The organism is Pseudidiomarina halophila (genome assembly GCF_003987215.1).
GTDB lineage: Bacteria > Pseudomonadota > Gammaproteobacteria > Enterobacterales > Alteromonadaceae > Pseudidiomarina > Pseudidiomarina halophila.
On sequence record NZ_PIPW01000001.1, the window covers coordinates 1,063,671 to 1,088,624 of the forward strand.

Here is a 24,954-nt window from a genome sequence, read left to right on the forward strand (position 1 = left end):
CTTAACCGATTTAGAACCCGCTAAATACAGCCCCAATACTTTAATTCGGGAATTTCAGGCAGATTTTGCCGAAGTGCTTGCCTGCTTCTTCGTAACGGAAAGCGTCTGCCAACTCTTCGAGGGCAAAAGATTTATCCACCACAGGTTTTACTCCATTAGCATCTAAAGCTCGCACCATATCTTTCTGATGCTCGCAACTGCCTACGATCAAGCCTTGTAACCTTGCCTGCTTCGCCATCAGCTTAGCGGTCGGCACTTCACCTTCGGCTCCGGTCAACACCCCTATCAGTGCTATATGACCGCCAATAGCGACCGCGTTAATAGATTGCGGCAAAGTACCAGGGCCACCGACTTCAACAACATGGTCAACCCCACGACCGCCGGTTAGTTTACGGACGGTTTTGCCCCACTCCGGGTCCTTTTTGTAGTTGATCAGATGATCGGCGCCAAGCGTTTTATAGCGCTCCAGCTTCGCATCCGACGACGAGGTGGCAAACACCGTTGCGCCAAGGCTTTTCGCCAACTGGCAGGCGAAAACAGAGACACCGCCACTGCCAAGCACCAATACCGAGTTGCCCGGCTTAATATTGCCGTCTACCACCAGCGCTCGCCAGGCCGTGAGTCCTGCCGTGGTCAGGGTTGCGGACTCGGCATGGGTATAGTTGCGCGGCTGATGGGTAAAGTAATTGGTGGGTCGTACCACCACTTCGCGCGCATAGCCATCAATCCCATCGCCCGGGGTTGCGGTAAAATCAGCGACACGGGCCACGCCTTGTTGCCATTGCGGGAAGAAGGTCGACACCACATGATCGCCTACCGCAAACTCCTCCACTCCTTCGCCAACGGCTTCCACGACTCCGGCACCGTCCGACATCGGAATGCGGCCATCTTCTGGTTTCATGTTCCCAGTGGCCACGCCGTAATCGTGATAATTAAGCGAGCTCGCCTTGATTCGTACGCGAACCTCGCCAGGGCCAGGCTGACCTGGGTCATCAAGCTCCGCTACCTGAATATTATCCAGCCCAAACGGTGCTTTAAGTCGTAATGCTTTAATTTTATCAACCATAATCGTAATCCCTCAGCTAAATGGTGAGTGTATTGATAGTCCTTACCTATTAAGGTTGGATCAAAATCGGCAGATTTAAAGGGGCTGGCCGAAAAAGCTTCACATTTAACCGGATACAGCGATGCGAAACAGAGGTTCACAATCAGGGGGTTGAAAACTGGTTAAGCAGATTTCAAATAGCCAGCTAGACTTATTGATTATCTGAAAGCTAACTTTTGAACTCAGTAAAGGAGAATTTATGAAAACTGTAGGCTATGCAGCGCATTCCGCACAGGACGACTTAACTCCGTTTCATTTCGAGCGCCGCGACTTACGCGACAATGACGTGGCAATTGAGATCCTGTACACCGGCATCTGTCACTCTGACCTCCACCAGTTACGCAATGACTGGGAGATGAGTGAATACCCGATGGTCCCCGGCCATGAGATTGTCGGCAAGGTGATTGATGTCGGTAAAGACGTGAAAAACTATAAAGTTGGCGACAATGTCGCCGTTGGCTGTATGGTCGACAGCTGCCAGGAATGCGATCAGTGTGAACATGGTGAGGAACAGTTCTGCCGCGAAGGAATGACGCAAACCTACAACAGCCCTGATCGAATCAACGGCAAAATAACCTACGGCGGCTACTCCAAGCACATCGTAGTGCGGGAAGAATTTGTGCTGTCGGTATCTGACAAATTAGATATGAAACGCGCGGCACCTATTCTCTGCGCGGGAATCACCACCTTTGCGCCGCTGCGCGACTTTGAAGTAGAAGAAGGCAGCAGAGTTGGCGTAATCGGTCTTGGCGGTCTCGGTCACATGGCAGTCAAGTTAGCAAAAGCAATGGGCGCTAAAGTTACCGTACTGACCCATTCAGAAGGCAAGGTCGACAAGGCCAAAGAAATGGGCGCAGACGACGTTGTGCTTTCCACCGACGAAGACGCAATGGAAAACGCTGCGAACAGCCTGGATCTCATTATCAACACGGTTCCGGTCAAACACGATTTAAACCCCTATATGCCGTTACTGGATGTCGGCGGGACATTGGTAGTAGTTGGTCAGGTCGGCCCTGTCGACGAACTTAACACCATGCCCATGGTATTCGGTAATCGCGGCGTTTCCGGCTCGTTAATCGGCGGTATCCCCCGTACTCAGGAGGTACTCGATTTCTGCGCCGAACATGACATCCATCCGAAGTGCGAAATGATCCGCATGGATGAAATCAACGATGCCCTGAAGCGCCTGGAAAAAGGCGAAGTCGCGCACCGGATTGTGATTGATATGTCGACTTTAGAGGCGGATTGAGGGTCTTCGGAAGCGGCTGGTTTGACCCGTACTAGAAGTACGGGCTACCGGGATACCGGTGGCAACCCGCAGGCATAAAAAAAGCCGCTCGTTTGAGCGGCTTTTTATCTGGAATTGGTGGAGCTGGCGGGAGTTGAACCCGCGTCCGCAATACCTACATCCTCGGTACTACATGCTTAGTCTGTCATTTAGTTAATCACCAAGTCGCCGACAGACAGGCTACTTAAGGTGACGATCCCGATTGGTTTTAACGCTTTGGCTACGGGCGAAGCCTCCACGCGAGTCTACTTTGGGGTGAACCGACTGATCCTAGTCTCGCAGACAAAGCGCTAGGGGTCGGGCGTAGCGGGTTATTAAGCCGCTAGTGCGTAGTTGTCGTCGTTTGCAACTATTAGTTTGAGGCTTTTTACGAGGCCAGCCTCACCTCGGCATGCACCTTGGGTTTCGTGTATCCCGTCGAATCCATATCAGCCCCAGGTCTTTCTTTCAAAATCGTGCTTACTATACATCAGACAGCACTTGAGCGCTATAAGTTCCGTGCTCACGCTGCCATATAAAGAACTTTTTCTACCAGCTTACTGATGCCCTTCTCGGCATCGACTAAATTCTCAGCCAGCATGTAGGCTGGCGTCGTTACGACCAAGCGTGAATCATCAGAAACGATGTCATCGACCGGGCATTCTACGTGAATTCCGCCCATTTTCTCAATCGCACCAGCCACTTCCTTATCATTACCAACGGTGACGCGTACGCCTTTGCCATAAATATGCGGCAACAGTACTGGAGCAATGCACAAGTACCCTGCGGGTTTATTGGCTTCGGCAAAAGCTTTACCTATAGCCAGTACTTCTTTGTTGACCTTCATATCGGCGCCGTTTTCAGCAAAATCACAGAAATTTTTCGCGACACCAAAACCGCCTGGCAGCATCAGAGCGTCAAACTCCGCGGCATTCAGCTCGCTCAGTGGTTTAACGTTGCCCCGTGCGATCCGCGCCGCTTCTGCAAGCACATTGCGCTTCTCACCGGTTTGCTCGCCGTTGAGATGGTTCACGACCTGCATCTGCTCCATATCAGGCGCGAAACACTGATAACTGGCTCCACGTTTACTAATGTGCAGCAAGGTCAGGACGGCCTCGTTAATCTCAGCACCATCGAATACACCTGAACCTGAAAGTAAAACGGCTACTTTTTTCATGACTTATCCTTTGTTGCTCTGATACCTGAATATATGGCGGCGTCGGGAACGATTTTCAAGCCCCATGTTTAGGATTATAGACCACTTCCCACAGGTGCCCGTCCGGATCTGAGAATACGCCACCATAACCGCCCCAGAACAACTTGCGCGCTGGTTTTACCACCGCGTCTGCTGGTAAGTCCGACATTATGCTGTCGACCTCTTCAGCGGTGGCAACGTTATGCGCCAGCATAACTGCGGTGCGATCGGGCGTACCTTTTTCAACGCCGCAGTCGTGAGCGATACTGTCGCGTTCCCACAGTGCGAAGGTGAGCCCACCAGCCATTTTAAAGAAAGCCACGGCACCGTGATCAAATTCAGTGCCGATAATGCCTTCAGTCGGCAGGCCCAGCACGTCACGGTAAAAGCCGACGGCCCGTTCCAGGTCGTCGACGCCTAGCGTGATATAGCTGATCGCAGGGGTCATGAACTTTGCTGCTCTTCGCGCCAGCGCATTTCATTTTCAAGGTTGGCGATGGGCTGCAGCATGGCAAAATCAAGTTCGTCCGGCTTATCCCCGTCTTTTACTTTGTTGACGAACTGCGGATCGGCCAACGCTGCTTTACCTAGTGCCAACAATGCTCCTGGGTAATGGGCTGCCATTTTTGCGTAATTGGACGCGTCGATACCACCATTGACGATGAGCGGAATGCCGGCATCGCGTACGACTTCGGCTAGCGATCGTGTGCTGTCTTTCAATGCCGGACGATTTGCCTCGTTGTCGGTCGTGTGAATGTAATCGATGCCCGCATCGGATAACGCCTGTACCAGCCAGGTAAAGCCTTCTTCACCTTCAGGCCACTGGTAATCAGGATCGGTAATGGTGATTTGTGACAAACGAATGCCCAGCACAAAATCATCTGCAACCATTTCGCGGGCGGCTTTCACTACATCCAGTACGAATTGTGCGCGGCGGCGCATGTCACCACCCCACTTGTCGTCGCGGGTATTAAAATGGGTACTCAACAATTCGTTCAACAGGTAACCGTTGGCAGCATGCAGTTCAACACCATCAAAACCGGCTTCCGCAGCGTTGCGAATGCCATGCAGGAAACCATTGAGAACCCGTTCAAAGTCGCTTTCATCCATCGCTTTTGCGTCTTGCCAGGCCTCCTGATCGCCATACAATCCCAGCGGTTTACCGACGGGTTTTTGGTCGGTAATACCCAGTGGTTGCTTGCCAAAGCGGTTAAATTGCATTTGGGCACCGACATGCATTAGCTGTGCAATAATTTTTGCACCACTTTCATGCACCTCACGAACAATCGGGCGCCAGGACTCGCCTTGCAAGGCATCGGCCAGTCCCGGTTGGTTCTCATAACCCTGGCTCGCATCCTGATCAGGATAAATACCTTCGGTGATAACCAGCGCAAAACCACCTTCGGCATAACGCTTGTAGTGCTCTTGCATCAAATCACTGGCGCGACCATTAGACTGCGCACTTACGCGCGTCATTGGTGCGACGGCAAATCGGTTCGCTAGCTTCATGCCAGCAAATTCTATACTCGAAAACTCTGAATCAAACATAGCATCCTCGTTCTGGGGAAAATGATGTCAGGGATACGAGCGGGCTGTGCATGCAGATCGAAATAGATACTATTTCTTCCATGAATGACCGGCACCGCAACGTGCGTTTTCTAAAATCTACTTTCTAATGTTACTTAAGTAACGCTAAGGGAGTTCGGGATTTTGATCAAGTCGTGGTGTCAGGTCGCGACAAAACCAGTGCAGCTTTTTGTTTACGCCGGCCAAAGCCAAAAGCGCGGCGGAAGGTCGCCAGCGGTATAGGTAAGTATTGGCGTTCGGCTGCCGATTGCCAGGGTAGCGCGTCTTGATCGGGATCATTGATATAGACGTAATTTTCATCAGCGGCGCAAATCACCACCCAATGCGGCGCCTTGCTCTCATCAAACACGTAGGTGCTAATGAGCGCAACCACGACCTTACCCTCAGCAAGATCTGCTATTAAGTGAGCCAAACTGTAGTCACCTGTTTCAATAGGGACATTTGCCGCTTTCAATGCGGCGATATCGGACTCCTGGATGCGCGCCATGATTTGCTTTTTATCCGCACTGCGTACAGAGTCCATCAGTAACGGGCCGTCATGACTTACATGCAATACCACATGCATACCACGGCGAATGGCGGCGCGCGCCAGCCCGTGAGGTCCACACCCACCGTGACCAGAGGTCATAAAAATGGTGGTGGCTTCCCGCCAGATCTCCAGCTCCTCGTGATGCGGATCGCGCGACGGAATATCGAAATAGGCCATGGCCATCAGTAAGCTCGCCGGACCACAGGTAAAGTCGGTGGTTTGGGTTCGGTATGGAACCAGACGTTGACCGCCATTATCACCAGCCGATGGCTCAAAACGCGGTAAAAGTTTCTGCAACACCAGCGCGTCACTGTCGTCTTCGTAATACTCCGGACGGATTTCCATGTCGTAATACCCGGCGCCGTGATAAAGCGAAAGAGCAGCGTAGTTATCGATCTTTACTTCCAGTCGCATAAACAGGCAATGACGTTCGTCGGCATCTTCTTCGGCGGCATCGAGCAACACTTTGCCGAACCCACGCTGGCGGAACTCAGGCAACACCGCCAGTGAGTAGAGCCGCGCCAATTGGGTCGCTTGCCGGTACAGGACAATGTAATACCCCACCACCCGATCGCCCAGCTGGGCAACCTGAAAGTCACCGATACCCTGATCGATGAAGCGTTTGAAGCTACGCCGACTGATTAGATCGGTGGTAAAACTCGCCTGTTCGATGAGTTCGAGAGCGTCAAGATGGTGTCGGTTGGCGCGAACAAGTGTTAAAGCTTGTGCAGCGCTTTTAGTAGTAGCCATGGCCGTAGCGTCCTAGCGCTGAGGTGAGCGAATTGCGTGTGTATTATATCGCAGTATTGCCATGAAAGTGGTAAACTGTCGCGCAAATTTTTAGCATTAGCTGAGGACCTCTCCCGTGAGCGATCAAAAACCTTCTTTGAGTTACAAAGATGCCGGTGTCGATATCGATGCAGGCAATGCCCTTGTTGACCGTATTAAAGGTGTCACCAAACGTACAAAGCGCCCCGAAGTCATGGGGTCGATTGGTGGTTTTGGCGCGCTCTGTGAGTTACCGACCAAATACAAGCAACCGGTTCTGGTTTCAGGCACTGATGGGGTCGGCACCAAGCTGCGCCTCGCCATTGACCTTGGCAAACATGACACTGTCGGTATCGATTTAGTTGCTATGTGCGTGAACGACCTGATCGTGCAAGGTGCTGAGCCACTGTTTTTCCTGGACTATTACGCCACCGGTAAGCTCGATGTTGATGTTGCCGCAGATGTCGTAACAGGTATCGGTGAAGGCTGTGTGCAAGCAGGCTGCGCACTTATCGGTGGGGAAACCGCCGAGATGCCGGGAATGTACGAGCACGGTGATTACGATATCGCTGGTTTCTGCGTTGGTGTGGTCGAGAAAGAAGAAATTATTGACGGTAGTAAAGTCGCCCCTGGCGATGCGCTAGTGGCCTTAGCTTCCAGCGGTCCGCACTCCAATGGTTATTCGTTAGTGCGCAAAATTATCGAAGTCAGTGGCGTTGATGTAGCGACGGAAGAGCTAGACGGCAAACCTCTAGCGGATCATTTAATGGCTCCGACCCGGATCTATGTAAAGTCGGTACTTAAAGTACTGGAGCAGCACAGTGTGCATGCCATTTCGCACATCACTGGCGGCGGCTTCTGGGAAAATATCCCACGCGTATTGCCAGCTGACGCCAAGGCCATCATCAGCGACAGTAGCTGGGAATGGCCTGCAGTATTTAACTGGCTACAGCACAACGGTAACGTCACGACCAAAGAAATGTACCGCACCTTTAACTGCGGTGTCGGCCTGATCATGGCCTTGCCACAGTCACAGGCGGACGCGGTAGTCGAGTTGCTTCGTGAGCATGGTGAAGATGCCTGGGTCATTGGCGAAGTAGCAGCCCGCCAGGCCGATGAAGCACAGGTAGAAATCGTCGAATGAAACGAATTGTCGTACTGATTAGTGGCTCAGGCACGAACATGCAAGCCATTGTTGAGGCGTGCCAGACGGATCGCATTGACGGCGAAGTTGTCGCTGTGATCAGTAACAAAGCTGATGTTGGCGGTCTGGAAAAAGCCGCCAACGCGAATATCCCGACAGCGGTTTTGTCGCACCGGGAGTTTGACAGCCGTGAAGCGTACGATGCCGAACTGTTAAAGCTAGTCGATAGCTTTACCCCTGACATTGTCGTTCTGGCGGGTTTCATGCGTATTTTAACGCCGGAGTTTGCCCAGCATTACCATGGTCGCATGCTCAATATTCACCCGTCATTACTGCCTAAGTATCGTGGTATCAACACCCATCAACGGGCGTTAGACAATGGTGATACAGAGCATGGCGTCTCGGTGCATTTCGTAACTGAAGAACTCGACGGTGGCCCGGTGATACTGCAAGCGGTGATTCCGGTATTCCCGGAAGACACGGCAGCCGACCTGCAGCAACGGGTACACAGTCAGGAACACCGGATTTACCCATTAGTGGTGCAATGGCTTTGCTCTGAGCGATTAAAACTTACTGACAAGGGTGCTGTGCTTGATGGCAACCTTTTAGGCCCGCAAGGCTACGCCCCAGACTAATCAAGAGTTTCAAGCAATAAGGTGGCGACCTCGTCACCTTCTTTGCGTTGCTGCATTTTTACCAGCACATAGTCCAGCTCAGGCGCGAACCAGTAATCGGTTTCACGTTTGTTGGTCTTGCGTACGCGCTTCACTTTCAGCGCTTCCACTTCACCGTAAGGTAAGTTCAGCACCTCAAGCTCGCCCCGCGCAAAACGTTGTTCATCATACTCACCTTTATCATCGACAATGCGATAACTGAATTCATCCGCATCACTGTGTTGCAAGTCATAGCGCAATTGTTCCAGCATACTGGCTTCATCCAGCAATGCGTCATGCCAGGTGATTGGCAAAGGCGCTTCCGCCGTTACCTCAATAACTTGTTCGCTGGCGTCATCAAACCGCACAGAAATACTCTTATTACTGCCGGTGCCACTGCGCTTAAAACGGAACTCTATGGGTTCAATCCAGCCGTCAACAAACTCAAACCTGGAATCATAGCGACGCACGTCCGAGAGAAACAAAAACGAGATCTCTGTTTCATTCTGCAACAAGTAAATGCCGTCCTCTTGTTGGGTCAGTTTACGCGTTGCCTCGCCATAATTTGAACCACCCCGCTGAACCTCGTAACGCGCATCATAAGTATCTAATTCTGCACCAAATACGGGCGCTATGAGCAACCCTGCGAGGGGCACTGCCAGCCAATGGACTACTGCTTTCATGACATCTCCTGTGCTTTATTTCTGAGCGAAAAAGTGATCGCTTACCTCAATCTGACCTTATACCAGTTAAAAAGTGCAATATCGCTTGAAAATCTAACGCAAATTGTCTAACCTCAAAGGATAACTTTACTGGTCAGACCTCTAACCACAACGACGGAGTATCATTATGAGTGTCGCCTTATGGATCATCGCCACCCTGCTTGTTTTCGGTGGCCTGCTTTACTACCGCACTTCGTTGCTGGTCACTAGCCTTGGGTTAGTTGGCATGTTTGCTATCGGTAGCTTGTTCGACATCGTCGGACCGGTTCTATGGATCGTGTTAGCCCTTATTCTGTTGCCTTTAAACATTACCCCATTTCGTCGTCGTGTGTTGAGTAAATCATTACTTAACATGTACCGCAAAGTTATGCCGGAAATTTCCGAGACCGAAAAAGACGCCATCGACGCCGGTACCACCTGGTGGGAAGGTGAACTGTTCCGTGGCGCACCAAACTGGAAAAACTTGCACAGCATTCAGAAAGCCGAGCTGAGCGCTGAAGAACAAGCGTTTTTGGATGGCCCTGCTGAAGAAGTCTGCAAAATGCTGGACGACTGGGAAGCAACCCATGAGCTTGCGGATATGCCGGAAGAAGTCTGGCAGTTTCTGAAAGACAATAAATTCTTCGCCATGATCATCAAGAAAAAGTACGGTGGTCTGGAGTTTTCAGCCTACGCCCAATCACGCGTTCTACAGAAGCTCTCTGGCGTCAGCACCATCCTGGCAAGTACCGTTGGTGTACCTAACTCATTAGGTCCCGGCGAACTGTTGCAACTCTATGGTACTGACCAGCAGAAAGATTACTACTTACCACGTCTGGCGACTGGTGAAGAAGTCCCCTGTTTTGCGTTAACCAGCCCGGAAGCCGGTTCAGATGCAGGCTCAATTCCCGACACTGGTATTGTCTGTAAGGGCGAATGGGAAGGCAAAGAAGTTGTCGGTATCCGGCTTAACTTCAACAAGCGTTATATTACCCTCGCCCCTGTTGCGACAGTTATTGGTCTGGCATTTAAAATGTACGACCCTGAGCACCTGCTCGGTGACAAAGAATCACTGGGTATCACTGCCGCGCTGATTCCACGCGATACCAAAGGCGTTGATATTGGCCGTCGTCATTTCCCGCTTAATGTGCCATTCCAGAATGGCCCTATTCATGGTGAAGACGTGTTCGTACCGCTTGATTTCATTATTGGTGGTGCAGATATGGCCGGTAAAGGCTGGCGTATGCTGGTTGAGTGCCTGTCCGTCGGCCGCGCCATTACCTTGCCATCTAACAGTGCTGGCGGTGTGAAATCTATCGCCCTCGCCACCGGTGCATATGCCTATATCCGTCGCCAGTTCAAATTGCCTGTGGGCAAAATGGAAGGTGTGCAGGAAGCCATGGCCCGTATCGGCGGTAACGCCTATCTGATGGACGCGGTGACTACTTTGTCGACCAAAGGTATCGACCTGGGCGAGAAGCCATCGGTAATTTCTGCCATTGCCAAGTATCACATGACGGAGAAGCTCCGCGAGAGCATGGACGACGCCATGGACATTCATGGCGGTAAAGGTATTTGCTTAGGTCCGAACAACTATCTCGGCCGCGGGTATCAGGGTGTGCCTGTAGCTATTACTGTGGAAGGTGCGAATATTCTTACCCGCAGCTTGATGATCTACGGTCAGGGCGCGATTCGCTGCCACCCTTATGTCCTGGAAGAAATGTTGTCTTCTGCCGAGCATAATGCTGAAGGCCTGAAACGCTTTGATAAAGCCATTTTCGGTCACATTGGCTTTGCCATGAGCAACTTTGTGCGCTCTCTGGCACTTGGCCTGGGTGGGCATCATTTAAGTAGTACGCCCTACACTGACAGCACTAAACAGTATTACAAACAGATGAACCGTTTCAGTGCCAACCTGGCCTTGTTGTCTGACGTTGCCATGGGAGTTCTTGGTGGTTCATTGAAGCGTAAACAGCGTATTTCAGCGCGTTTAGGCGACATGCTGAGCTATCTTTATATCGGTTCGGCAACCCTGAAGCGCTTTGCCGACGAAGGTCGTCAACACGACGACTTACCGCTGCTCCACTGGGCGATGCAAGACAGCTTGTACAAGCTCCAGGAAGCGCAACTGGCGCTACTTGATAACTTTGGTTTTGTTGGTAAAGCCATGCGCGTCATCATGTACCCGTTCGGTCGCTTCGTAAAACGTCCATCGGATCGTTTGGATAGCAAAGTCGCGAAGATCTTACTGAAGCCGAACGCCAGTCGTGAACGCCTTGGTAAAGGGCAATTCCTGTCACCGGAAGGCCAGTTTGGTTATCTGGAACAGACTTTGCGCGACATCATCGAAGCTGAGGCATTGCATGACCGTGTTCAGCGTGCTGCGAATGAACGTATGCCGTTTATCTTTTTGAATAAAGTGGCAGAAATCGGTAAAGAATTAGGCGTACTAAGCGATGACGAAGTCGCCCTGCTTGAGCGTGCCGAAGAAGGTCGTCTGCGCGTGATTAACGTTGATGATTTTGCCCATGAAGAACTCATGGCAGGTAAAGCTGCGCACCAATGGGCGGTAAAAAATCTCTGTAACGATTCAGACAAAGCTTAACCGCTGAAGCTATTGAAAAGTAAAACGGCGCCAATTGGCGCCGTTTTTTATTGTATACACCGAAGACTAATCTTTAACGCTAGTGAAGCGCAAGTAAGGTTTCACCGTTTTGAAACCTTGTGGAAATTTCTTCTCTGCGTCAGCCATAGAAACCGTCGGTGGAATGATCACATCACCGCCAAGCTCCCAATCCGCCGGCGTCGCTACGCCATGCTTATCACCTGTCTGGAGCGCATCGATGACGCGTAAGATCTCAGCAAAGTTACGACCAACACTCATTGGATAGGTCATGGTTAAACGGATTTTATGATTCGGGTCGATAATAAACACCGAACGAACCGCTGCAGTTTCACTTTCACCTGCATGAATCATCTCGTACAACTCAGCAACTTTCTTGTCTTTGTCAGCCACAATCGGAAACTTCAATGACGTATTCTGAGTCTCGTTGATGTCGTTGATCCAACCTTTATGCTCTTCTACCGTATCCGTCGACAAACCTAACGGTTTTACCCCGCGCTTAGCGAACTCGTCGGTTAATTGCGCGGTACGTCCCATTTCAGTGGTGCAAACAGGGGTATAGTCCGCCGGGTGGCTGAAGAAAAACACCCATGAACCTTTTGCCCAGTCATGAAAATTGATCGTGCCCTCGGTGGTTTCGATATCGAAATCCGGGGCGATATCACCAATACGTAATCCCATTTCTAATACCTCTCTGTTAAAAATTCATTTACTTAAAACTTATTCGCCGGAATCTTAAAGTAACGATGACCGTCCGCTTCAGGTTCAGGCAATTTTCCTGCCCGCAAGTTCACTTGCAGTGCGTGTAACATACGATCGGGTAATGCCAATGTTGCGTCGCGCTCATCACGTCGCTTCCGGTACTCACTCTCACTGACATCACCAGCTAAATGAATATTCTCTCGTTTGTGTTCAGCAACGGTCGCCTCCCACCGTGGTTCACGACCATCTTTACCATAGTCGTGACCGATAAATAGCCGTGTTTCATCGGGCAGTGTCAAAATACGCTTCAAGGTTGTCCAAAGTTCAGCTGACGAGCCACCGGGGAAATCCGCCCTCGAGGTACCGCTGTCAGGATACATAAAGGTATCGTGAACGAATGCCGCATCTCCTACCAGGTAGGTTATCGAACCGAGGGTATGACCAGGTGACAGCCAGACGTTTACCTCGAGCTTGCCAAGCTTAAAACTATCGCCTTCTTTAAACAGGTAATCAAAATCATCTTCAGGTTTGAACGTATCAGGAAGATTGTAGTACTCACTCCATAATTCTGCGATCTCACTTACCTTGTCACCAATGGCGTTGGGCGCCTGCGTCTGTTGCTTGAGATAGCATGAAGCCATCAGATGATCCGCATGCGGGTGGGTGTCCAGCACCCAGGTAATCTTCAGACCCTGTTCTTTGGCAAGTGCCATGACCTGATCGGCACTGGAAAAGTCGGTTCGCGCCGAGCGAGGATCAAAATTCTGAACCACATCAATAAGTGCAGCTTCCCGCGTCTCAGGATCCGCCACGATATATTGAATCGAGCCTGTATCGGCTTCGTAAACACCCCATACATCGGGTGAACCATTACCGGTTGACGGACTATGTCTTACAATGTTTCTCATGTGACCTCCTTATTTCGCCTTTATCTAAAATAACGGCTCTGCTACTTCAGATCAAGTTGCGCCGTTCGATTAACGCGACGGGGTATTTAAGGAGCGCGCTGCTGCCTTCCAGCAGCGGTGAGTCCGTCATATTTTTAGTGTACAATCGCTCGCTTTGACAAAAACAACATCCGCAGGAGCAGGATCGCATGAGCAAAGCGAACTCTACCGCCCCAAAACGTGGCGCTTTTACTCGATTTCTGGACACCGTAGAGTGGCTAGGTAACTTACTTCCACACCCCATTACCCTATTCGCATTGTTTGCGTTGGGTGTCATTGTGGCCAGTGGCATCGCTGCCTATTTTGGTCTGAGCGCACAGGATCCGCGCCCGGGCGGCGAAGTTATCGAAGTGGTTAGCCTGTTTAATGCTGAGGGCTTGCAACGCATAGTTACCGGACTGGTAACCAACTTCACCGGCTTTACCCCACTGGGCACCGTACTGGTGGCGTTGCTCGGTGTTGGTATCGCCGAGCGTTCAGGTTTGCTTTCGGCTGCCATGCGCGGCCTGGTCATGAATGCTCACCCGCGGGTAGTAACCCTCGCCGTAGTATTTGCCGGGGTCATCTCCAATACCGCGTCAGAACTTGGCTATGTAGTGCTGGTACCGCTCTCGGCAATGATCTTTCACTCGCTTGGCCGCCATCCACTGGCGGGTCTTGCGGCAGCTTTCTCCGGCGTGTCTGCCGGTTACAGCGCCAACCTGCTAATTGGTACTGTGGACCCGCTGTTAGCCGGTATCACCACCAAAGCAGCTAACCTGATTGATCCTGAATATTATGTAGGTCCGGAAGCGAACTGGTGGTTTATGATCGTGTCCACCTTCTTAATCGCCGCCATGGGTACTTTTGTTACCGAAAAAATTGTCGAGCCTAAGTTGGGCAAATATAACCCTGAAGAAGCCAGCATTAATCTGAGCGACCAAAAGGTAGAGGCGCTGACGCCGGTTGAAAAGAAAGGCCTCAAAGGCGCTGGGTTAAGCTTCCTGCTGCTGGGCATTCTACTTGCATTTACCATAGTTCCGGAATGGGGCATCTTACGGCACCCGGAGACCGGCGAAGTTGCTGGCTCGCCTTTCCTGCGCGGGATCGTCGCCTTCATCTTTATAACCTTTGCTATTCCCGGCTATGTGTACGGTCGCATCACCAAGGTCATGCGTAGCGATCGTGATGTTATTGATGCCATGTCCGAATCCATGAGTACCCTTGGTATGTATATTGTGCTCGTGTTCTTTGCGGCGCAGTTCGTGGCATTCTTCGGCTGGACCAATTTTGGCAGCATTTTCGCCATTAAAGGCGCACAATTTCTGCAGGAAGTTGGCCTGACTGGGCCGTCGGTATTTCTGCTGTTCATTTTGATGTGTGCTTTTGTCAATTTGATGCTCGGCTCGGCTTCAGCTCAGTGGGCCATCACAGCACCTATTTTTGTGCCAATGCTAATGCTGATTGGCTATGCACCTGAAGTTATTCAGGCTGCTTACCGGATCGGCGACTCGGTCACCAATATTATTACGCCGATGATGAGTTACTTTGGTCTGATCTTAGCCGTTGCCGCAAGGTACAAGAAGGATATAGGTATAGGCACTCTGATCGCGACCATGTTGCCTTACAGCATCTTCTTCCTGATTGGCTGGACCATCTTATTCTTTATCTGGGTTTTCGGTATGGATATGCCGGTGGGGGTTGCCACGCCGACCTACTACACCCCGTAAGTTTCGGGGCGACGGAGAATGCGGTACAGCGCGGTAGCGGTGAGACCGCAGGCACCGATCACGTAGAGCATGCCTAGCGGTGTGATGTGGCCGACCACATTGACGACGGCGGAGATGATGCCTGCAATCAGGAATTGCAGGCTGCCGGTGACTGCAGACGCAGAACCCGCGCGTTCCTGTTGCTCGGCAAGGGCACCGGCCATTGCATTAGGAAACACCATACCGAGCGTACTAACGTAGGCGAATACAATAAACAGCACCATCCAGAAATTGGCATTGAGGGTGGCAAACACAATGGTAGTGAGCGAGATCAGCGCCAGCACTGGCAGTGATTTATTTAAGATTTTGCGGGCATCACGCCGGCGTAACAGCCAGGCATTAAATTGTGCCATACCGATAATGCCAATGGCATTGAGGCCAAAGAGCCAGCTATAGTGGGTTGGATTTAGCCCGAAATGGTCGATAAATACCAGCGGTGAACCGGTGATATAGGCAAACAGCCCCGATTGCGCAATACCGCCTGCTAACGAATAACGTAAGAAGCCGCGGTCGCGCAACACATCCCAGTAAATCGGCAAACTGCGCCGCATCCGCACCGCGCCATTGAAACTGCGCGTCTCAGGTAGTCGCACGTGCACGATCGCCATACAAGCTACAGCAAGTGCCGCGACAATAATAAATATTGCCTGCCAGCCGAACGCCTTGGTTACGTAGGCTCCCGCCAGTGGCGCTAATATTGGCGCAATTCCCATCACCAGGATCAGAAACGAAAACACCTGGGCCGATGCCTGCGGGGTGTACAGATCGCGCACCATTGCCCGTGCAATAACTAAGCCGGCACACGAACCTATGGCCTGGAAAAAGCGTAAAACAATCAGGCTTTCAAGGTTGGGAGCATAAGCACAGGCCAGTGACGATACGATGTAGATGGTTAAACCAAAATACAACGGCGGCTTGCGCCCCCATTTGTCTGAGGCCGTGCCATATAACAGTTGGCCGATGAAAAGCCCGAGGAAAAATGAAGTGAGCGATAACTCGACGCGATTCGATTCGGTACTGTAACTTGCCGCAATATCGCCAAATGCCGGCAAATACATATCAATTGAGAGTGGCCCAAACATGGTAAGCAAGGCCAACACCACAACGGTTAAATCGAATCTCGCTTTATCAGATACCGGTAACTGTGTCATTCGCCGACCGGTCGATAGCTTTGCGTGCTATGTTCACTCGGCCGTTTGATGATTTCTGTCTCGCGCGCCCAATCGACGAATGATTGGGCATAGTTGACATAGGTATCCTGTACTCTTCCGGCAGCATTTAACTCGCCAAGTAAATGCCAGCCATCCGCTCCACCAGCCAGGAAGCTGTTGGTGACCATGGTATAGCTTTGGTGCGGCTCAACCGGCTGCCAGTTGCCTTCGGTTTTCACTTCCAGCTTACTGATACGCTCGCCGTCCGCAGCTGCCAGATTGACATCGAAGCGGATCCCCGCGCCATGCGGATAAGCACCATCGGAACCGGATTCTGACAACGCATAGGTTAACGCCTGCTCGAGTACCTGTTTAACTTCGGCACCGGTAATTTCTATTTCTACCAGCGTGTTAGCAAAAGGCAGGAGGCGGTAGACATCGGCAACAGTCAGTTGGCCAGCGTTAAGGTCGGTACGCACACCACCACCATTTTGCAGGGCGAAATCGGCTTGAGGCGCACTCGCCAGAAATGCTTTTGCCACCACCGCATGAACATCAGACTGGCGCCCGATGCCACAATCAGCAATGGTCATAGGCCCCATACGTTTCATACACAGGCGTGACGCCACCGTCGCGATACCGGTCTGGGTTAACTCATCCAGACTCTCCTGGAAGCCGTCTAAAAGTTCTTGTGCAGCAGCATCTTTGCTTACCGCACTAAACTGCGGTAACGCCTTTATCTCTTCTGGCGCATCAGTACTGACAAGCATTTGCGCCTGACCACCACAGCTGGCGACGGCATCGCCACTAAAGAGAATTTGCAGTTCACCAACCACCTGACTGTACTGCCAGGCATGAGCAATACACACGGAGTCGCCATCAAGATTGGTCACCTGTTGCGGGTACGAACCGACCGTTGGCAGGCCATTTTGTCCATAGTCGCCCATCAGCGTGTGTGAGTCGCCACCAATAATAAAATCAACGCTCGAGAGTTCTGCGGCAATACGACGATCATTTTTATATTGAATATGGGTCAACAGTCCGATCTTCTCGACCCCCTGCTGCTGCAGCTCGGCGATATAGTACTTCGCAGTCGCCAATTCATCAGCAAATTCAGTGGTGGCGTCGGGTTGCGAGGAATTCTTCGTCTTAACCGCTATATCAAGTCCAATCAGACCCACTTTTTCGCCTTGTAGCTGGAAAATCGCGTAAGGCTTAAAGCTGTCCCAGCGGGTTTTTGGAGTTAAAGGTGAGACACCCACTTCAGGTCGAACGTTGGCCGCCAGAACTTCCGTACGGCAGTCCTGTGTTAACGCAAGCGCATCCAGGAAGTGCTTTAGTCCAGCATCGCCGTTATCAAATTCGTGATTACCGAGCGCGAAGGCATCAAAACAAACTTCGTTCATTAAAGCTGCGTCGGCGGCCCCTTCAAACAAGGTGTAAAACAATGTTCCTGTTATTGCATCGCCGGCATGCACAGCAAGCACGTTAGGGTTGTTGGCCCGAATAGCATCGATTTGGCTGACAACGCGAGCGAAACCACCCGTTTCAATTTGATACGCCTGACCATCTACTTGGATCACTGTGCCTTCACGTGGCAACAAGTTGGAGTGGTGGTCGTTGACGTGGGCAACGGTAAGTTCAAACTCAGTGACCTGCTGCGGCGCCTGGGCACAACCAGCCAGCGCCAGTAAGCTCGCAAATACACCTGTTCTGAAGACCTGCCGTTGCCATTGTTTCATTTTATTTCACCAGTCCTATTTCGCGTAAGCGCTCCATCAGATAGTCATCCGACGAAATTGCCTCCCAACGCTTTGGATTCTCGTCGCTGATACAGCTTGCCAGCGGGTCGATGACCACATCCGGATTAAAGTGCAGGAAAAACGGTATTGAGTAACGTGATTTATGACTAAAGGGTGCCGGCGGATTTACCACCCGGTGTGTGGTCGACGGTAATACGCCGTTGGTCATACGTTGCAGCATGTCGCCGACATTACAGATAATCGCCCCTTCAATGATGGTCACCGGGATCCAGCTGCCATCTTTAGCTAACACTTCAAGGCCAGGCTCACGCGAACCTACCAGTAAGGTTAGCACGTTAATATCTTCATGTGCGCCGGCACGAACTGAAGGCGTGCCTTCATCGACTATAGGCGGGTAATGGAGTGGGCGCAAAATCGAGTTGCCCAAATTCACTTTGTCATTGAAAAAGTCGCGCGGTTGTTTCAGGTAAACGGCGATCGCTTCGAGTACCCGTAAGCCGAGTGCATCCAGTGCACGATACAGGCGCAGAATCTTCTCTTCGAATTCAGGCAGCTCTGCCGGCCACACGTTTGGTGTTAACTGTTTGAAAGGTGGTTCACCATCAATTTCCCGGCCTACATGCCAGAATTCTTTTAAATCCACATGCTTTGCGTCTTTCGCTATCTCGGTGCCAAATGGTGTGTAGCCGCGGGCACCGCCACCGCCAGGAATATGATACTGCTTCTTAACAGCTTCGGGCAGAGCGAATAAATCGCGGCAGCTATCCAGCGCCTCTTCAATGAGTTGCTGATCAACACCATGCTTGGTTAACGCAACAAAACCATTGGTTTCATAGCCTTCCCCTACGTGTTGTGCAAAAGCGTCAAAATCTTGCTCATAGAGACTCATATCAATGTGTGGAATAGATTTCATCGGTGCCCTTTCAAAACGGTTAAAATCAGCGCTGTATTTTAGGAGTATTACCGTCTGAAAACAACGAAAAGCCGCAAAAAGCCTCGGGTAAAGCTTTAGTAAATTATCTATCTAAACTGCCAGTTAGAGCGCACACTGAGTATTCAATTAACTGCAACAAGGTTGTTTACTATGAACACGTTAAGCAAGACGATCTATTTTGGTGTCTTCACTGGTGCGTTTCTGTGCGCAGCCCCAACCTTCGCGCAAACACAGAACAACATACCGTTCGAAGCACCACAAACACGCCAGGCCTATAATTTCCTGAGTGCGGGTGTTGCCGATCACGATGACGCTGGAGACAGTATCATCATCGAAGGCAGCTATGAGTTTAATTCGCCATGGTTTGTCAGCGGTTACCTACTCGATGGCGACGATGGCCCATTTGGCAATGACCGCAATGCACAGGGGCTCAAACTGGGCCGCTACATTTGGCTGAATAACAATCTCGTGGCTGATTTTTCTGGTCGCGTCGGTCGGGTTGATTTCGGTCAGGTCGACACCGGTTACTGGGGCGTCGAAGGTAACCTCCGCACCCGTATTGATCGTTTCGAGATTTACGGCGGTCTTGGTTGGGTCGACTACACCGATGCTGGCAGCGACAGTCAGTATCAAATGGGTACGCGTTTTTACATCACTCCTGAATTCGCGGTAGGCGCGCGTTATCAGGATAGTGACTTTGGTGACGGCCTGCGCATCGAAGCGAGTTATCACTTCTAAAAAAATCAGGTATGCTGTGACCTATAAGATATCGAAAGTGGAGTTCTTGTATGTCACAGCTGCCAGCCTTTCTCACGCTCTATCGCGAGCTTGTCGCCACACCTAGTGTTTCCTGTCTTGATCCCCATTGGGATACCAGTAATAAAGCTGTCATCGATAAACTTTCAGGTTGGTTAACAACGCTGGGGTTCTCGGTTACTGTCAATGAACTCACCCGCCAACACGGCAAGTTTAACTTACTAGCGAAATTCGTTCCGCCGGGAAGTGATGGCCGGGGTGGTCTGCTGCTTGCTGGCCACACTGATACCGTGCCCTGGGATGAAGGCCGCTGGACCCGCGATCCGTTTCAGCTGACCGAAGCAGATGGCAAACTCTATGGACTTGGCAGTGCCGACATGAAAGGCTTCTTCGCTTTCGTGCTGGAGGCATTACGGGGTCTCGATTTAAGTAAGTTCTCCAAGCCTGTGTATGTGCTTGCCACCGCAGACGAAGAAACCACTATGGCAGGCGCGCGCGAGCTCGCTGCTTTTGGCGATCTGCGACCGGATTATGCCATTATTGGTGAGCCTACTTCGATGACACCAGTGACCATGCATAAAGGACATCTTACGGAGGGGATCCGCGTGACCGGTAAAAGTGGTCATAGCTCAAACCCGGCCGCGGGATTGAATGCCATCGAGGTCATGCATGATGTTATTACCGGCTTGCGCGAACTCCAAAGCGATTTTAAGAAGCGATTTAACGACGCTCACTTTGCCGTGCCCTACCCGACCCTGAACTTCGGTAACATTCATGGTGGCGACGCAGCAAACCGCATTTGTGCCTGCTGCGAGATGCATATTGACCTGCGCCCCTTGCCGGGGATGCAGATGAGCGAGCTCTATGGCTTGATTGACGCAAAACTGCAGCCCTTGCAGCAGCAGTACCCAGACGCTATTTGTCTGGAGCATTTGCATGAGGCCATTCCCGGTTACCGCTGCGATCCGGACTCTGCCATTGTTAACTTAGTGCAGCAGGTCACCGGCAATAGTGCGCAGCCGGCAAATTACTGTACAGAAGCGCCCTTTGTGCAAGACCTGGGCTGTCAGACCATAGTTATGGGGCCTGGCTCTATCGCGCAAGCCCATCAGCCCGATGAATTTATCCGCCTGGATGAAATCACGCCTGCGCAACAACAGCTTCGGAAAATTATCAGCAAGGTCTGTCTGAAGCCGGCTTAATCAAGTTCACCAAGTATCCGTTTCACCGGCTTGAAACTGCGCCGGTGGATTGGACAGGCACCGTGCTGCTGCAACAACGCCAGATGAGCTGGCGTTGGGTAGGCTTTATGGGTGGCAAATTCGTATAACGGATACAGTTCATGCCAGGCACACATCTGCCGATCACGTTCAACCTTTGCCAGAATCGATGCCGCACCAATGCAGTCGTGTAGTGCATCCCCGCCAATGACAGCGAGTGCTGGCACTTGCAACTTCGGCAGCCGATTACCATCAACCAGGACGTTTGCCGGAGCGATAGGCAACGCTTCGACTGCGCGTTGCATCGCCAACAACGACGCCTGCAGAATATTAATCGCATCTATTTCGTCAGCTTCACATTGCGCAATGGCCCAGTACAGCGCTTTCTCTTTGATTTCCTGACTCAACGCCTCGCGCTTTTTCGCTGTGAGCTTCTTCGAGTCATTAATGCCGACAATCGGCCGCGCTGGATCGAGAATGACCGCAGCGGCAACCACAGGTCCGGCTATGGGGCCACGTCCAGCTTCATCAGTTCCGCAAATCATAGTGTCTCTTGTGCTTCTTTGTTGATGGGGTATGATACTTTCGTCGAACGAATAATAACAATACTTAAAGAGGTTTCTCATGTCTGATTCATCCTCGTTACTCAACCGTATGCTCGACAAAGTCGAGAAAGTGGGTAACAAACTTCCAGATCCTGCCGTTATGTTTTTCGGCTTATTAATTATCGTCTGGATCTTCAGTTTTTTACTCTCCGACGTACAGTTTGACGCGGTACACCCTTTGACTGGTGAAAACGTAGAAGTTGCCAATTTATTAAGTGGTGCTGCCATGGCTGACTTCCTCGCCAACATGGTCGGAACCTTTATGGGCTTTGCGCCCTTAGGCGTAGTGCTGGTGGCGATGCTGGGTGTTGGTGTAGCTGAACGCAGCGGTTTTATTAATGTCGCCATCAAGCTGATGCTTAATGTCACGCCAAAACTGTTGCTGACTCCGGTGCTTATTTTAATCGCCATTGTCAGCCACACTGCGGTTGATGCCGGCTATGTTCTGGTTATTCCACTTGGCGGCGTTATTTTCTATGCCGCAGGCCGTCATCCCCTGGCTGGGATTGCCGCAGCTTTTGCCGGCGTCTCGGGCGGTTTCAGTGCCAACTTCGTGCCCTCTGCAATTGATCCGCTGTTACAGGGTTTCACCGAATCAGCAGCGAAGATCCTGGATCCATCCATTCAATTGAACCCGTTAAATAATTACTACTTCACCGCAATGTCATCGATCATCGTGGTACTAGTAGGCTGGTATTTAACCGACCGGGTTATCGAGCCGCGCTTAAGTAAAACACCAATCGATGGGGATCAGGAAGATATGCCAGCGCTGGACGATGTCACACCACGTGACCGCAAAGCGTTCTATTCTGGTGTGCTGACTATGGTGGTGGGTCTGGTTGCCTTGTTTTTTGCCGCCACTGCAGAGAATACACCTTTAGCTGATTCAACGGGCGAGCTGGCGTCCTTCGGCGCTCCGCTCATGCAAATGATTGTGCCACTGATTTTCCTGCTGTTTATCTTGCCCGGTATCGTGCACGGCTACATATCCGGTAATTTCACTAACTCGCAGGACGTTATCGGCGCAATGACCAAATCCATGGAAGGTATGGCTTACTACATGGTCATGGCATTCTTCTGTGCGCTCTTTATTAAGGCGTTCGGCGATTCCAACTTAGGTATCCTGTTATCAATCAAAGGCGCTACTTTCCTCAGTTCACTACAGCTTTCCGGCGGTGTGACCATGGTCGGTATTATCTTCCTGGTCGCCTTTATTAACTTATTCGTCGGCTCTGCCTCGGCAAAATGGGCGTTGATTGCGCCGATTTTTGTACCCATGCTGATGCAACTCGGTTATTCACCTGATCTGACTCAGGCGGCCTATCGTGTGGGTGACTCGACCAGTAACATTATCACGCCGCTTTTGCCTTACTTCCCGCTTGTTGTGCTTTACTGCCAGCGTTACGTTAAGGACACAGGCATCGGCTCGTTGGTGGCGCTGATGCTGCCGTTTACAGTGAGCTTGCTCGTGGTGTGGTCAGCATTCCTGATTATCTACTGGATGCTTGGCATTCCACTTGGTATTCAGGCTAACTACATCTATCCTGCTCCAGGTTAACCTATGACTTACTTTCAGGGTAAAAGTGTCTGGCTGACCGGTGCCTCTTCAGGCATCGGTTTAGCTCTGGCGCAACAACTTGCAGAAGCCGGCGCGCATTTGATTCTGACCTCACGACGCAGCGACGTGCTCGAACACGTGCGGACTGAACTTGTTCACCCGGAACGTCACCAAGTACTTGCTCTCGACTTAAGTCAGCCCGAGAAGGCAGCTAAGGAAGCTGCGGAGGCGCTTGGCGATCAGGTGATCGATATCTTGATTAATAATGCCGGAGTCTCGCAACGGTCATTGATTCTCGACACCGACATGCAGGTCTACCGGCAGCTCATGGAAATCGATTATTTCGCCGTGATCGCGTTAACCAAACTGGTATTACCGCGCATGGTGGAGCGTCGCAGTGGTCAGATCGTGACTGTATCAAGTGTTGCAGGAAAGGTTGGCACCAAGCTCCGTAGCGGTTACAACGGTGCTAAATTTGGCGTCATCGGCTTTATGGATTCATTGCGCGCTGAAATGCACGAGCACGGGCTGGTGGTTACCTCAATATTGCCAGGGTTCATCAATACCCAGGTCGCGCATAACTCATTAACAGGCGATGGTTCGGCACTAGGTCACGAAGACCCGGACAATGCCGGAGGTATCAGTGCTGAAGAATGCGCGCGGCGCTCATTGCAAGCCATTGCCGCGCAAAAAGCGGAAGTGGTAGTAGGATCGGGGCTATCGAAGCTAGCCCCGTTGTTGCAACGTTTTGCACCGGGTCTGGTGCGCCGCATGATCGCGAAACGTTAGTCCTTCTGCAGTTTAAAGTCGAGTTGCACTTCAACATCCTTACGCACAACAGGCTGTCCGTCTTCGTAAGCTGGTACATAAAGCCAACGTGCGACAGCCTCTTTGGCTGATTCACCAAACGCCTCGTTGGTTTGTGAAATAATCCGGATATTCTGCGGATGACCATCGATACCGACGTCGTAAATAAGCTCCACCGTACCTTCACGACCAGCTTGTGCATCTTCTGGTGGGAATGTTGGATTTACCCGAAATAAGGCTTCCTCGACACGGGGGCCGCCGAGTTCACTATTCATCGCGCCAAGGCTTACCAATGTCTCAGTAACTTTTTCAGGCTTGTCTAAACGTTCGTAGAAGCTCACTAATCGGTAGTAAGCTGCAAGTTGCAACTGGATCACCGCCGCCTTGCCCTTTGCGTCAGCCTCAACCACATGCTCTAACCTGGTGATGGCTTGCTCGAAATCTTCTTTTCCAGCGTCTTCCATGGCTGCATAAAAAGCAGTTTTGATGGTATTCGCATGGTTTTCTCCAAAGAGCTTTTTACTGTCTTCATAAAGCGACGTCCAGAGTTCTGGACGATTCTGGTTGAGTCGCAACAGCTGTTCTGCCATCGCGGTTTTTATGGTCAACACAAACTCTGGATTCTCGGCCCGTCGGGCGGCAAATATCTCGGCAAATTGCAGTTCATAGGCAGAGATTCGATCAGCATTGGCTTCCGGCATGGTTTCCAGCGCCAGCAATAGCGGATCCAGCAGTTCAATTGCATCATTTGCATATTCATCCTGATAAGACCTTACCACCAACGCTGCAAGTGCATGAGGCTGTTCCCCTACCCGCTGCTGAGAATCAAGCAAGAACAGGTAATTCAGCGCAAGATTCGCGGTATTGATATGCTCAGCACCAAAGTAATCACGGCCACGGAGGTAAGCGGCAAACGCAAGCTGCTGTAACTCCATTTTCGGTGTATTTGGGTCCGCTTGTGCTTGCTGGAATGCCTGATACACCTCCTGGAACTCTTGCTGAGGTGTGGTTTGTAGCGGCGCCGCGCTAAGCGTCGTATTCATCACCAACAAGCCTAACCCGGCAGTTAACAACAAAGGCCGGAATTTCAGGGTGAAAGAACTGGGTTTCATCGGTAATTCAGACATACTGCATGATGCTCTTGTTATTGTTATGTGAAAGCAATCTTAACCTGCGCCCTTTGGAGCGTCA

The 24,954-nt window shown here is 51.2% G+C and carries 22 protein-coding genes and 1 other RNA gene; 9 read left to right on the forward strand and 14 right to left on the reverse strand.

Annotated features, from left to right (window positions below; translation table 11 throughout):
- Positions 1 to 40: 40 nt before the first annotated feature.
- Positions 41 to 1,066, reverse strand: a complete 1,026-nt coding sequence (locus CWI69_RS05040; RefSeq protein ID WP_126762453.1) for a zinc-dependent alcohol dehydrogenase family protein — start codon at positions 1,064 to 1,066, stop codon at positions 41 to 43.
- Between the two features lie 238 nt (positions 1,067 to 1,304).
- Between CWI69_RS05040 and CWI69_RS05045 the strand changes: the two genes are divergently transcribed.
- Entirely contained in the window at positions 1,305 to 2,354 is a 1,050-nt protein-coding gene (locus tag CWI69_RS05045; RefSeq protein ID WP_126762455.1) for an NAD(P)-dependent alcohol dehydrogenase, read from the forward strand.
- A gap of 115 nt (positions 2,355 to 2,469) precedes the next feature.
- Here the strand turns inward: CWI69_RS05045 and ssrA are convergent.
- The 5 genes from ssrA to CWI69_RS05070 form a co-directional block, all read right to left on the reverse strand.
- Positions 2,470 to 2,829: a transfer-messenger RNA gene (gene ssrA, locus CWI69_RS05050) on the reverse strand.
- 66 nt (positions 2,830 to 2,895) lie between these two features.
- On the reverse strand, positions 2,896 to 3,549 hold the full coding sequence (gene elbB, locus CWI69_RS05055) for an isoprenoid biosynthesis glyoxalase ElbB (RefSeq protein WP_126762457.1): 654 nt from the start codon (positions 3,547 to 3,549) through the stop codon (positions 2,896 to 2,898).
- Positions 3,550 to 3,604: 55 nt separating this feature from the next.
- Positions 3,605 to 4,015 (reverse strand): VOC family protein, encoded by a 411-nt coding sequence (locus CWI69_RS05060; RefSeq protein WP_126762459.1) that lies wholly within the window; start codon positions 4,013 to 4,015, stop codon positions 3,605 to 3,607.
- Positions 4,012 to 5,115 (reverse strand): oxidoreductase, encoded by a 1,104-nt coding sequence (locus tag CWI69_RS05065; RefSeq protein ID WP_126762461.1) that lies wholly within the window; start codon positions 5,113 to 5,115, stop codon positions 4,012 to 4,014. Before CWI69_RS05065 ends, CWI69_RS05060 begins: the two co-directional genes overlap by 4 nt.
- Positions 5,116 to 5,281: 166 nt before the next feature.
- The gene (locus CWI69_RS05070) at positions 5,282 to 6,433 is read right to left on the reverse strand and encodes a peptidase C39 family protein (protein ID WP_126762463.1); all 1,152 of its coding nucleotides are present in this window, start codon (positions 6,431 to 6,433) and stop codon (positions 5,282 to 5,284) included.
- A 115-nt stretch (positions 6,434 to 6,548) separates the two neighbouring features.
- Between CWI69_RS05070 and purM the strand changes: the two genes are divergently transcribed.
- Entirely contained in the window at positions 6,549 to 7,595 is a 1,047-nt protein-coding gene (purM, locus tag CWI69_RS05075; protein WP_126762465.1) for a phosphoribosylformylglycinamidine cyclo-ligase, read from the forward strand.
- Positions 7,592 to 8,230 (forward strand): phosphoribosylglycinamide formyltransferase, encoded by a 639-nt coding sequence (gene purN / locus CWI69_RS05080; RefSeq protein WP_126762467.1) that lies wholly within the window; start codon positions 7,592 to 7,594, stop codon positions 8,228 to 8,230. Before purM ends, purN begins: the two co-directional genes overlap by 4 nt.
- Here purN and CWI69_RS05085 read toward each other — a convergent pair.
- Positions 8,227 to 8,931, reverse strand: coding sequence for a DUF3108 domain-containing protein (locus tag CWI69_RS05085; protein WP_126762468.1), 705 nt, complete (start codon positions 8,929 to 8,931; stop codon positions 8,227 to 8,229). The genes purN and CWI69_RS05085 overlap by 4 nt on opposite strands.
- A 166-nt stretch (positions 8,932 to 9,097) precedes the next feature.
- Between CWI69_RS05085 and fadE the strand changes: the two genes are divergently transcribed.
- Positions 9,098 to 11,554, forward strand: coding sequence for an acyl-CoA dehydrogenase FadE (gene fadE, locus CWI69_RS05090; protein WP_126762470.1), 2,457 nt, complete (start codon positions 9,098 to 9,100; stop codon positions 11,552 to 11,554).
- Positions 11,555 to 11,620: 66 nt separating this feature from the next.
- Here the strand turns inward: fadE and CWI69_RS05095 are convergent, their stop codons facing one another.
- Both CWI69_RS05095 and CWI69_RS05100 read right to left on the reverse strand, forming a co-directional pair.
- Positions 11,621 to 12,253, reverse strand: a complete 633-nt coding sequence (locus CWI69_RS05095) for a peroxiredoxin (protein ID WP_126762472.1) — start codon at positions 12,251 to 12,253, stop codon at positions 11,621 to 11,623.
- A gap of 32 nt (positions 12,254 to 12,285) precedes the next feature.
- The gene (locus tag CWI69_RS05100; protein ID WP_126762474.1) at positions 12,286 to 13,182 is read right to left on the reverse strand and encodes an MBL fold metallo-hydrolase; all 897 of its coding nucleotides are present in this window, start codon (positions 13,180 to 13,182) and stop codon (positions 12,286 to 12,288) included.
- 188 nt (positions 13,183 to 13,370) lie between these two features.
- Here CWI69_RS05100 and CWI69_RS05105 point away from each other — a divergent pair, with 188 nt between their 5' ends.
- Entirely contained in the window at positions 13,371 to 14,930 is a 1,560-nt protein-coding gene (locus CWI69_RS05105; protein ID WP_126762476.1) for an AbgT family transporter, read from the forward strand.
- Here the strand turns inward: CWI69_RS05105 and CWI69_RS05110 are convergent.
- The 3 genes from CWI69_RS05110 to CWI69_RS05120 are packed head-to-tail and all read right to left on the reverse strand — an operon-like array spanning position 14,918 to position 18,796.
- Positions 14,918 to 16,120 carry a multidrug effflux MFS transporter gene (locus CWI69_RS05110; protein WP_126762478.1) on the reverse strand — a complete coding sequence of 401 codons (1,203 nt, stop codon included), beginning with the start codon at positions 16,118 to 16,120 and terminating at the stop codon, positions 14,918 to 14,920. The genes CWI69_RS05105 and CWI69_RS05110 overlap by 13 nt on opposite strands.
- A complete protein-coding gene (locus tag CWI69_RS05115; RefSeq protein ID WP_126762479.1) occupies positions 16,117 to 17,862 on the reverse strand; it encodes a bifunctional metallophosphatase/5'-nucleotidase in 1,746 nt (581 codons plus the stop codon). The genes CWI69_RS05110 and CWI69_RS05115 overlap by 4 nt, the downstream gene beginning before the upstream one ends.
- A 1-nt stretch (position 17,863) precedes the next feature.
- Positions 17,864 to 18,796 (reverse strand): isopenicillin N synthase family dioxygenase, encoded by a 933-nt coding sequence (locus CWI69_RS05120; RefSeq protein WP_126762480.1) that lies wholly within the window; start codon positions 18,794 to 18,796, stop codon positions 17,864 to 17,866.
- 171 nt (positions 18,797 to 18,967) lie between these two features.
- On the opposite strand from CWI69_RS05120, the gene CWI69_RS05125 reads away from it, so the two are divergent.
- Both CWI69_RS05125 and argE read left to right on the forward strand, forming a co-directional pair.
- Entirely contained in the window at positions 18,968 to 19,555 is a 588-nt protein-coding gene (locus tag CWI69_RS05125) for an outer membrane beta-barrel protein (RefSeq protein ID WP_126762481.1), read from the forward strand.
- Between the two features lie 50 nt (positions 19,556 to 19,605).
- Positions 19,606 to 20,775: an acetylornithine deacetylase gene (argE, locus tag CWI69_RS05130; protein WP_126762483.1), complete on the forward strand. Its 1,170-nt coding sequence runs from the start codon at positions 19,606 to 19,608 to the stop codon at positions 20,773 to 20,775.
- On the opposite strand, the gene rnhB is transcribed toward argE, so the two are convergent.
- Positions 20,772 to 21,338: a ribonuclease HII gene (gene rnhB, locus CWI69_RS05135; RefSeq protein WP_126762485.1), complete on the reverse strand. Its 567-nt coding sequence runs from the start codon at positions 21,336 to 21,338 to the stop codon at positions 20,772 to 20,774. The genes argE and rnhB overlap by 4 nt on opposite strands.
- Before the next feature lie 79 nt (positions 21,339 to 21,417).
- On the opposite strand from rnhB, the gene CWI69_RS05140 reads away from it, so the two are divergent.
- Positions 21,418 to 22,956, forward strand: a complete 1,539-nt coding sequence (locus CWI69_RS05140) for an AbgT family transporter (protein WP_126762487.1) — start codon at positions 21,418 to 21,420, stop codon at positions 22,954 to 22,956.
- Between the two features lie 3 nt (positions 22,957 to 22,959).
- Complete coding sequence (locus tag CWI69_RS05145; RefSeq protein WP_126762489.1) at positions 22,960 to 23,745, forward strand: SDR family oxidoreductase; 786 nt, start codon at positions 22,960 to 22,962, stop codon at positions 23,743 to 23,745.
- On the opposite strand, the gene CWI69_RS05150 is transcribed toward CWI69_RS05145, so the two are convergent.
- Positions 23,742 to 24,890, reverse strand: a complete 1,149-nt coding sequence (locus CWI69_RS05150) for an energy transducer TonB (RefSeq protein WP_126762491.1) — start codon at positions 24,888 to 24,890, stop codon at positions 23,742 to 23,744. The genes CWI69_RS05145 and CWI69_RS05150 overlap by 4 nt on opposite strands.
- Between the last annotated feature and the right edge of the window lie 64 nt (positions 24,891 to 24,954).

Coding starts and splice junctions, on each gene's coding strand:
- CWI69_RS05040 (WP_126762453.1), bottom strand. CDS start 1,066: ATGGTTGATAAAATTAAAGCATTACGACTTAAAGCACCGTTTGGGCTG.
- CWI69_RS05045 (WP_126762455.1), top strand. CDS start 1,305: ATGAAAACTGTAGGCTATGCAGCGCATTCCGCACAGGACGACTTAACT.
- elbB (WP_126762457.1), bottom strand. CDS start 3,549: ATGAAAAAAGTAGCCGTTTTACTTTCAGGTTCAGGTGTATTCGATGGT.
- CWI69_RS05060 (WP_126762459.1), bottom strand. CDS start 4,015: ATGACCCCTGCGATCAGCTATATCACGCTAGGCGTCGACGACCTGGAA.
- CWI69_RS05065 (WP_126762461.1), bottom strand. CDS start 5,115: ATGTTTGATTCAGAGTTTTCGAGTATAGAATTTGCTGGCATGAAGCTA.
- CWI69_RS05070 (WP_126762463.1), bottom strand. CDS start 6,433: ATGGCTACTACTAAAAGCGCTGCACAAGCTTTAACACTTGTTCGCGCC.
- purN (WP_126762467.1), top strand. CDS start 7,592: ATGAAACGAATTGTCGTACTGATTAGTGGCTCAGGCACGAACATGCAA.
- CWI69_RS05085 (WP_126762468.1), bottom strand. CDS start 8,931: ATGAAAGCAGTAGTCCATTGGCTGGCAGTGCCCCTCGCAGGGTTGCTC.
- fadE (WP_126762470.1), top strand. CDS start 9,098: ATGAGTGTCGCCTTATGGATCATCGCCACCCTGCTTGTTTTCGGTGGC.
- CWI69_RS05095 (WP_126762472.1), bottom strand. CDS start 12,253: ATGGGATTACGTATTGGTGATATCGCCCCGGATTTCGATATCGAAACC.
- CWI69_RS05100 (WP_126762474.1), bottom strand. CDS start 13,182: ATGAGAAACATTGTAAGACATAGTCCGTCAACCGGTAATGGTTCACCC.
- CWI69_RS05105 (WP_126762476.1), top strand. CDS start 13,371: ATGAGCAAAGCGAACTCTACCGCCCCAAAACGTGGCGCTTTTACTCGA.
- CWI69_RS05110 (WP_126762478.1), bottom strand. CDS start 16,120: ATGACACAGTTACCGGTATCTGATAAAGCGAGATTCGATTTAACCGTT.
- CWI69_RS05115 (WP_126762479.1), bottom strand. CDS start 17,862: ATGAAACAATGGCAACGGCAGGTCTTCAGAACAGGTGTATTTGCGAGC.
- CWI69_RS05120 (WP_126762480.1), bottom strand. CDS start 18,796: ATGAAATCTATTCCACACATTGATATGAGTCTCTATGAGCAAGATTTT.
- CWI69_RS05125 (WP_126762481.1), top strand. CDS start 18,968: ATGAACACGTTAAGCAAGACGATCTATTTTGGTGTCTTCACTGGTGCG.
- argE (WP_126762483.1), top strand. CDS start 19,606: ATGTCACAGCTGCCAGCCTTTCTCACGCTCTATCGCGAGCTTGTCGCC.
- rnhB (WP_126762485.1), bottom strand. CDS start 21,338: ATGATTTGCGGAACTGATGAAGCTGGACGTGGCCCCATAGCCGGACCT.
- CWI69_RS05140 (WP_126762487.1), top strand. CDS start 21,418: ATGTCTGATTCATCCTCGTTACTCAACCGTATGCTCGACAAAGTCGAG.
- CWI69_RS05145 (WP_126762489.1), top strand. CDS start 22,960: ATGACTTACTTTCAGGGTAAAAGTGTCTGGCTGACCGGTGCCTCTTCA.
- CWI69_RS05150 (WP_126762491.1), bottom strand. CDS start 24,890: ATGTCTGAATTACCGATGAAACCCAGTTCTTTCACCCTGAAATTCCGG.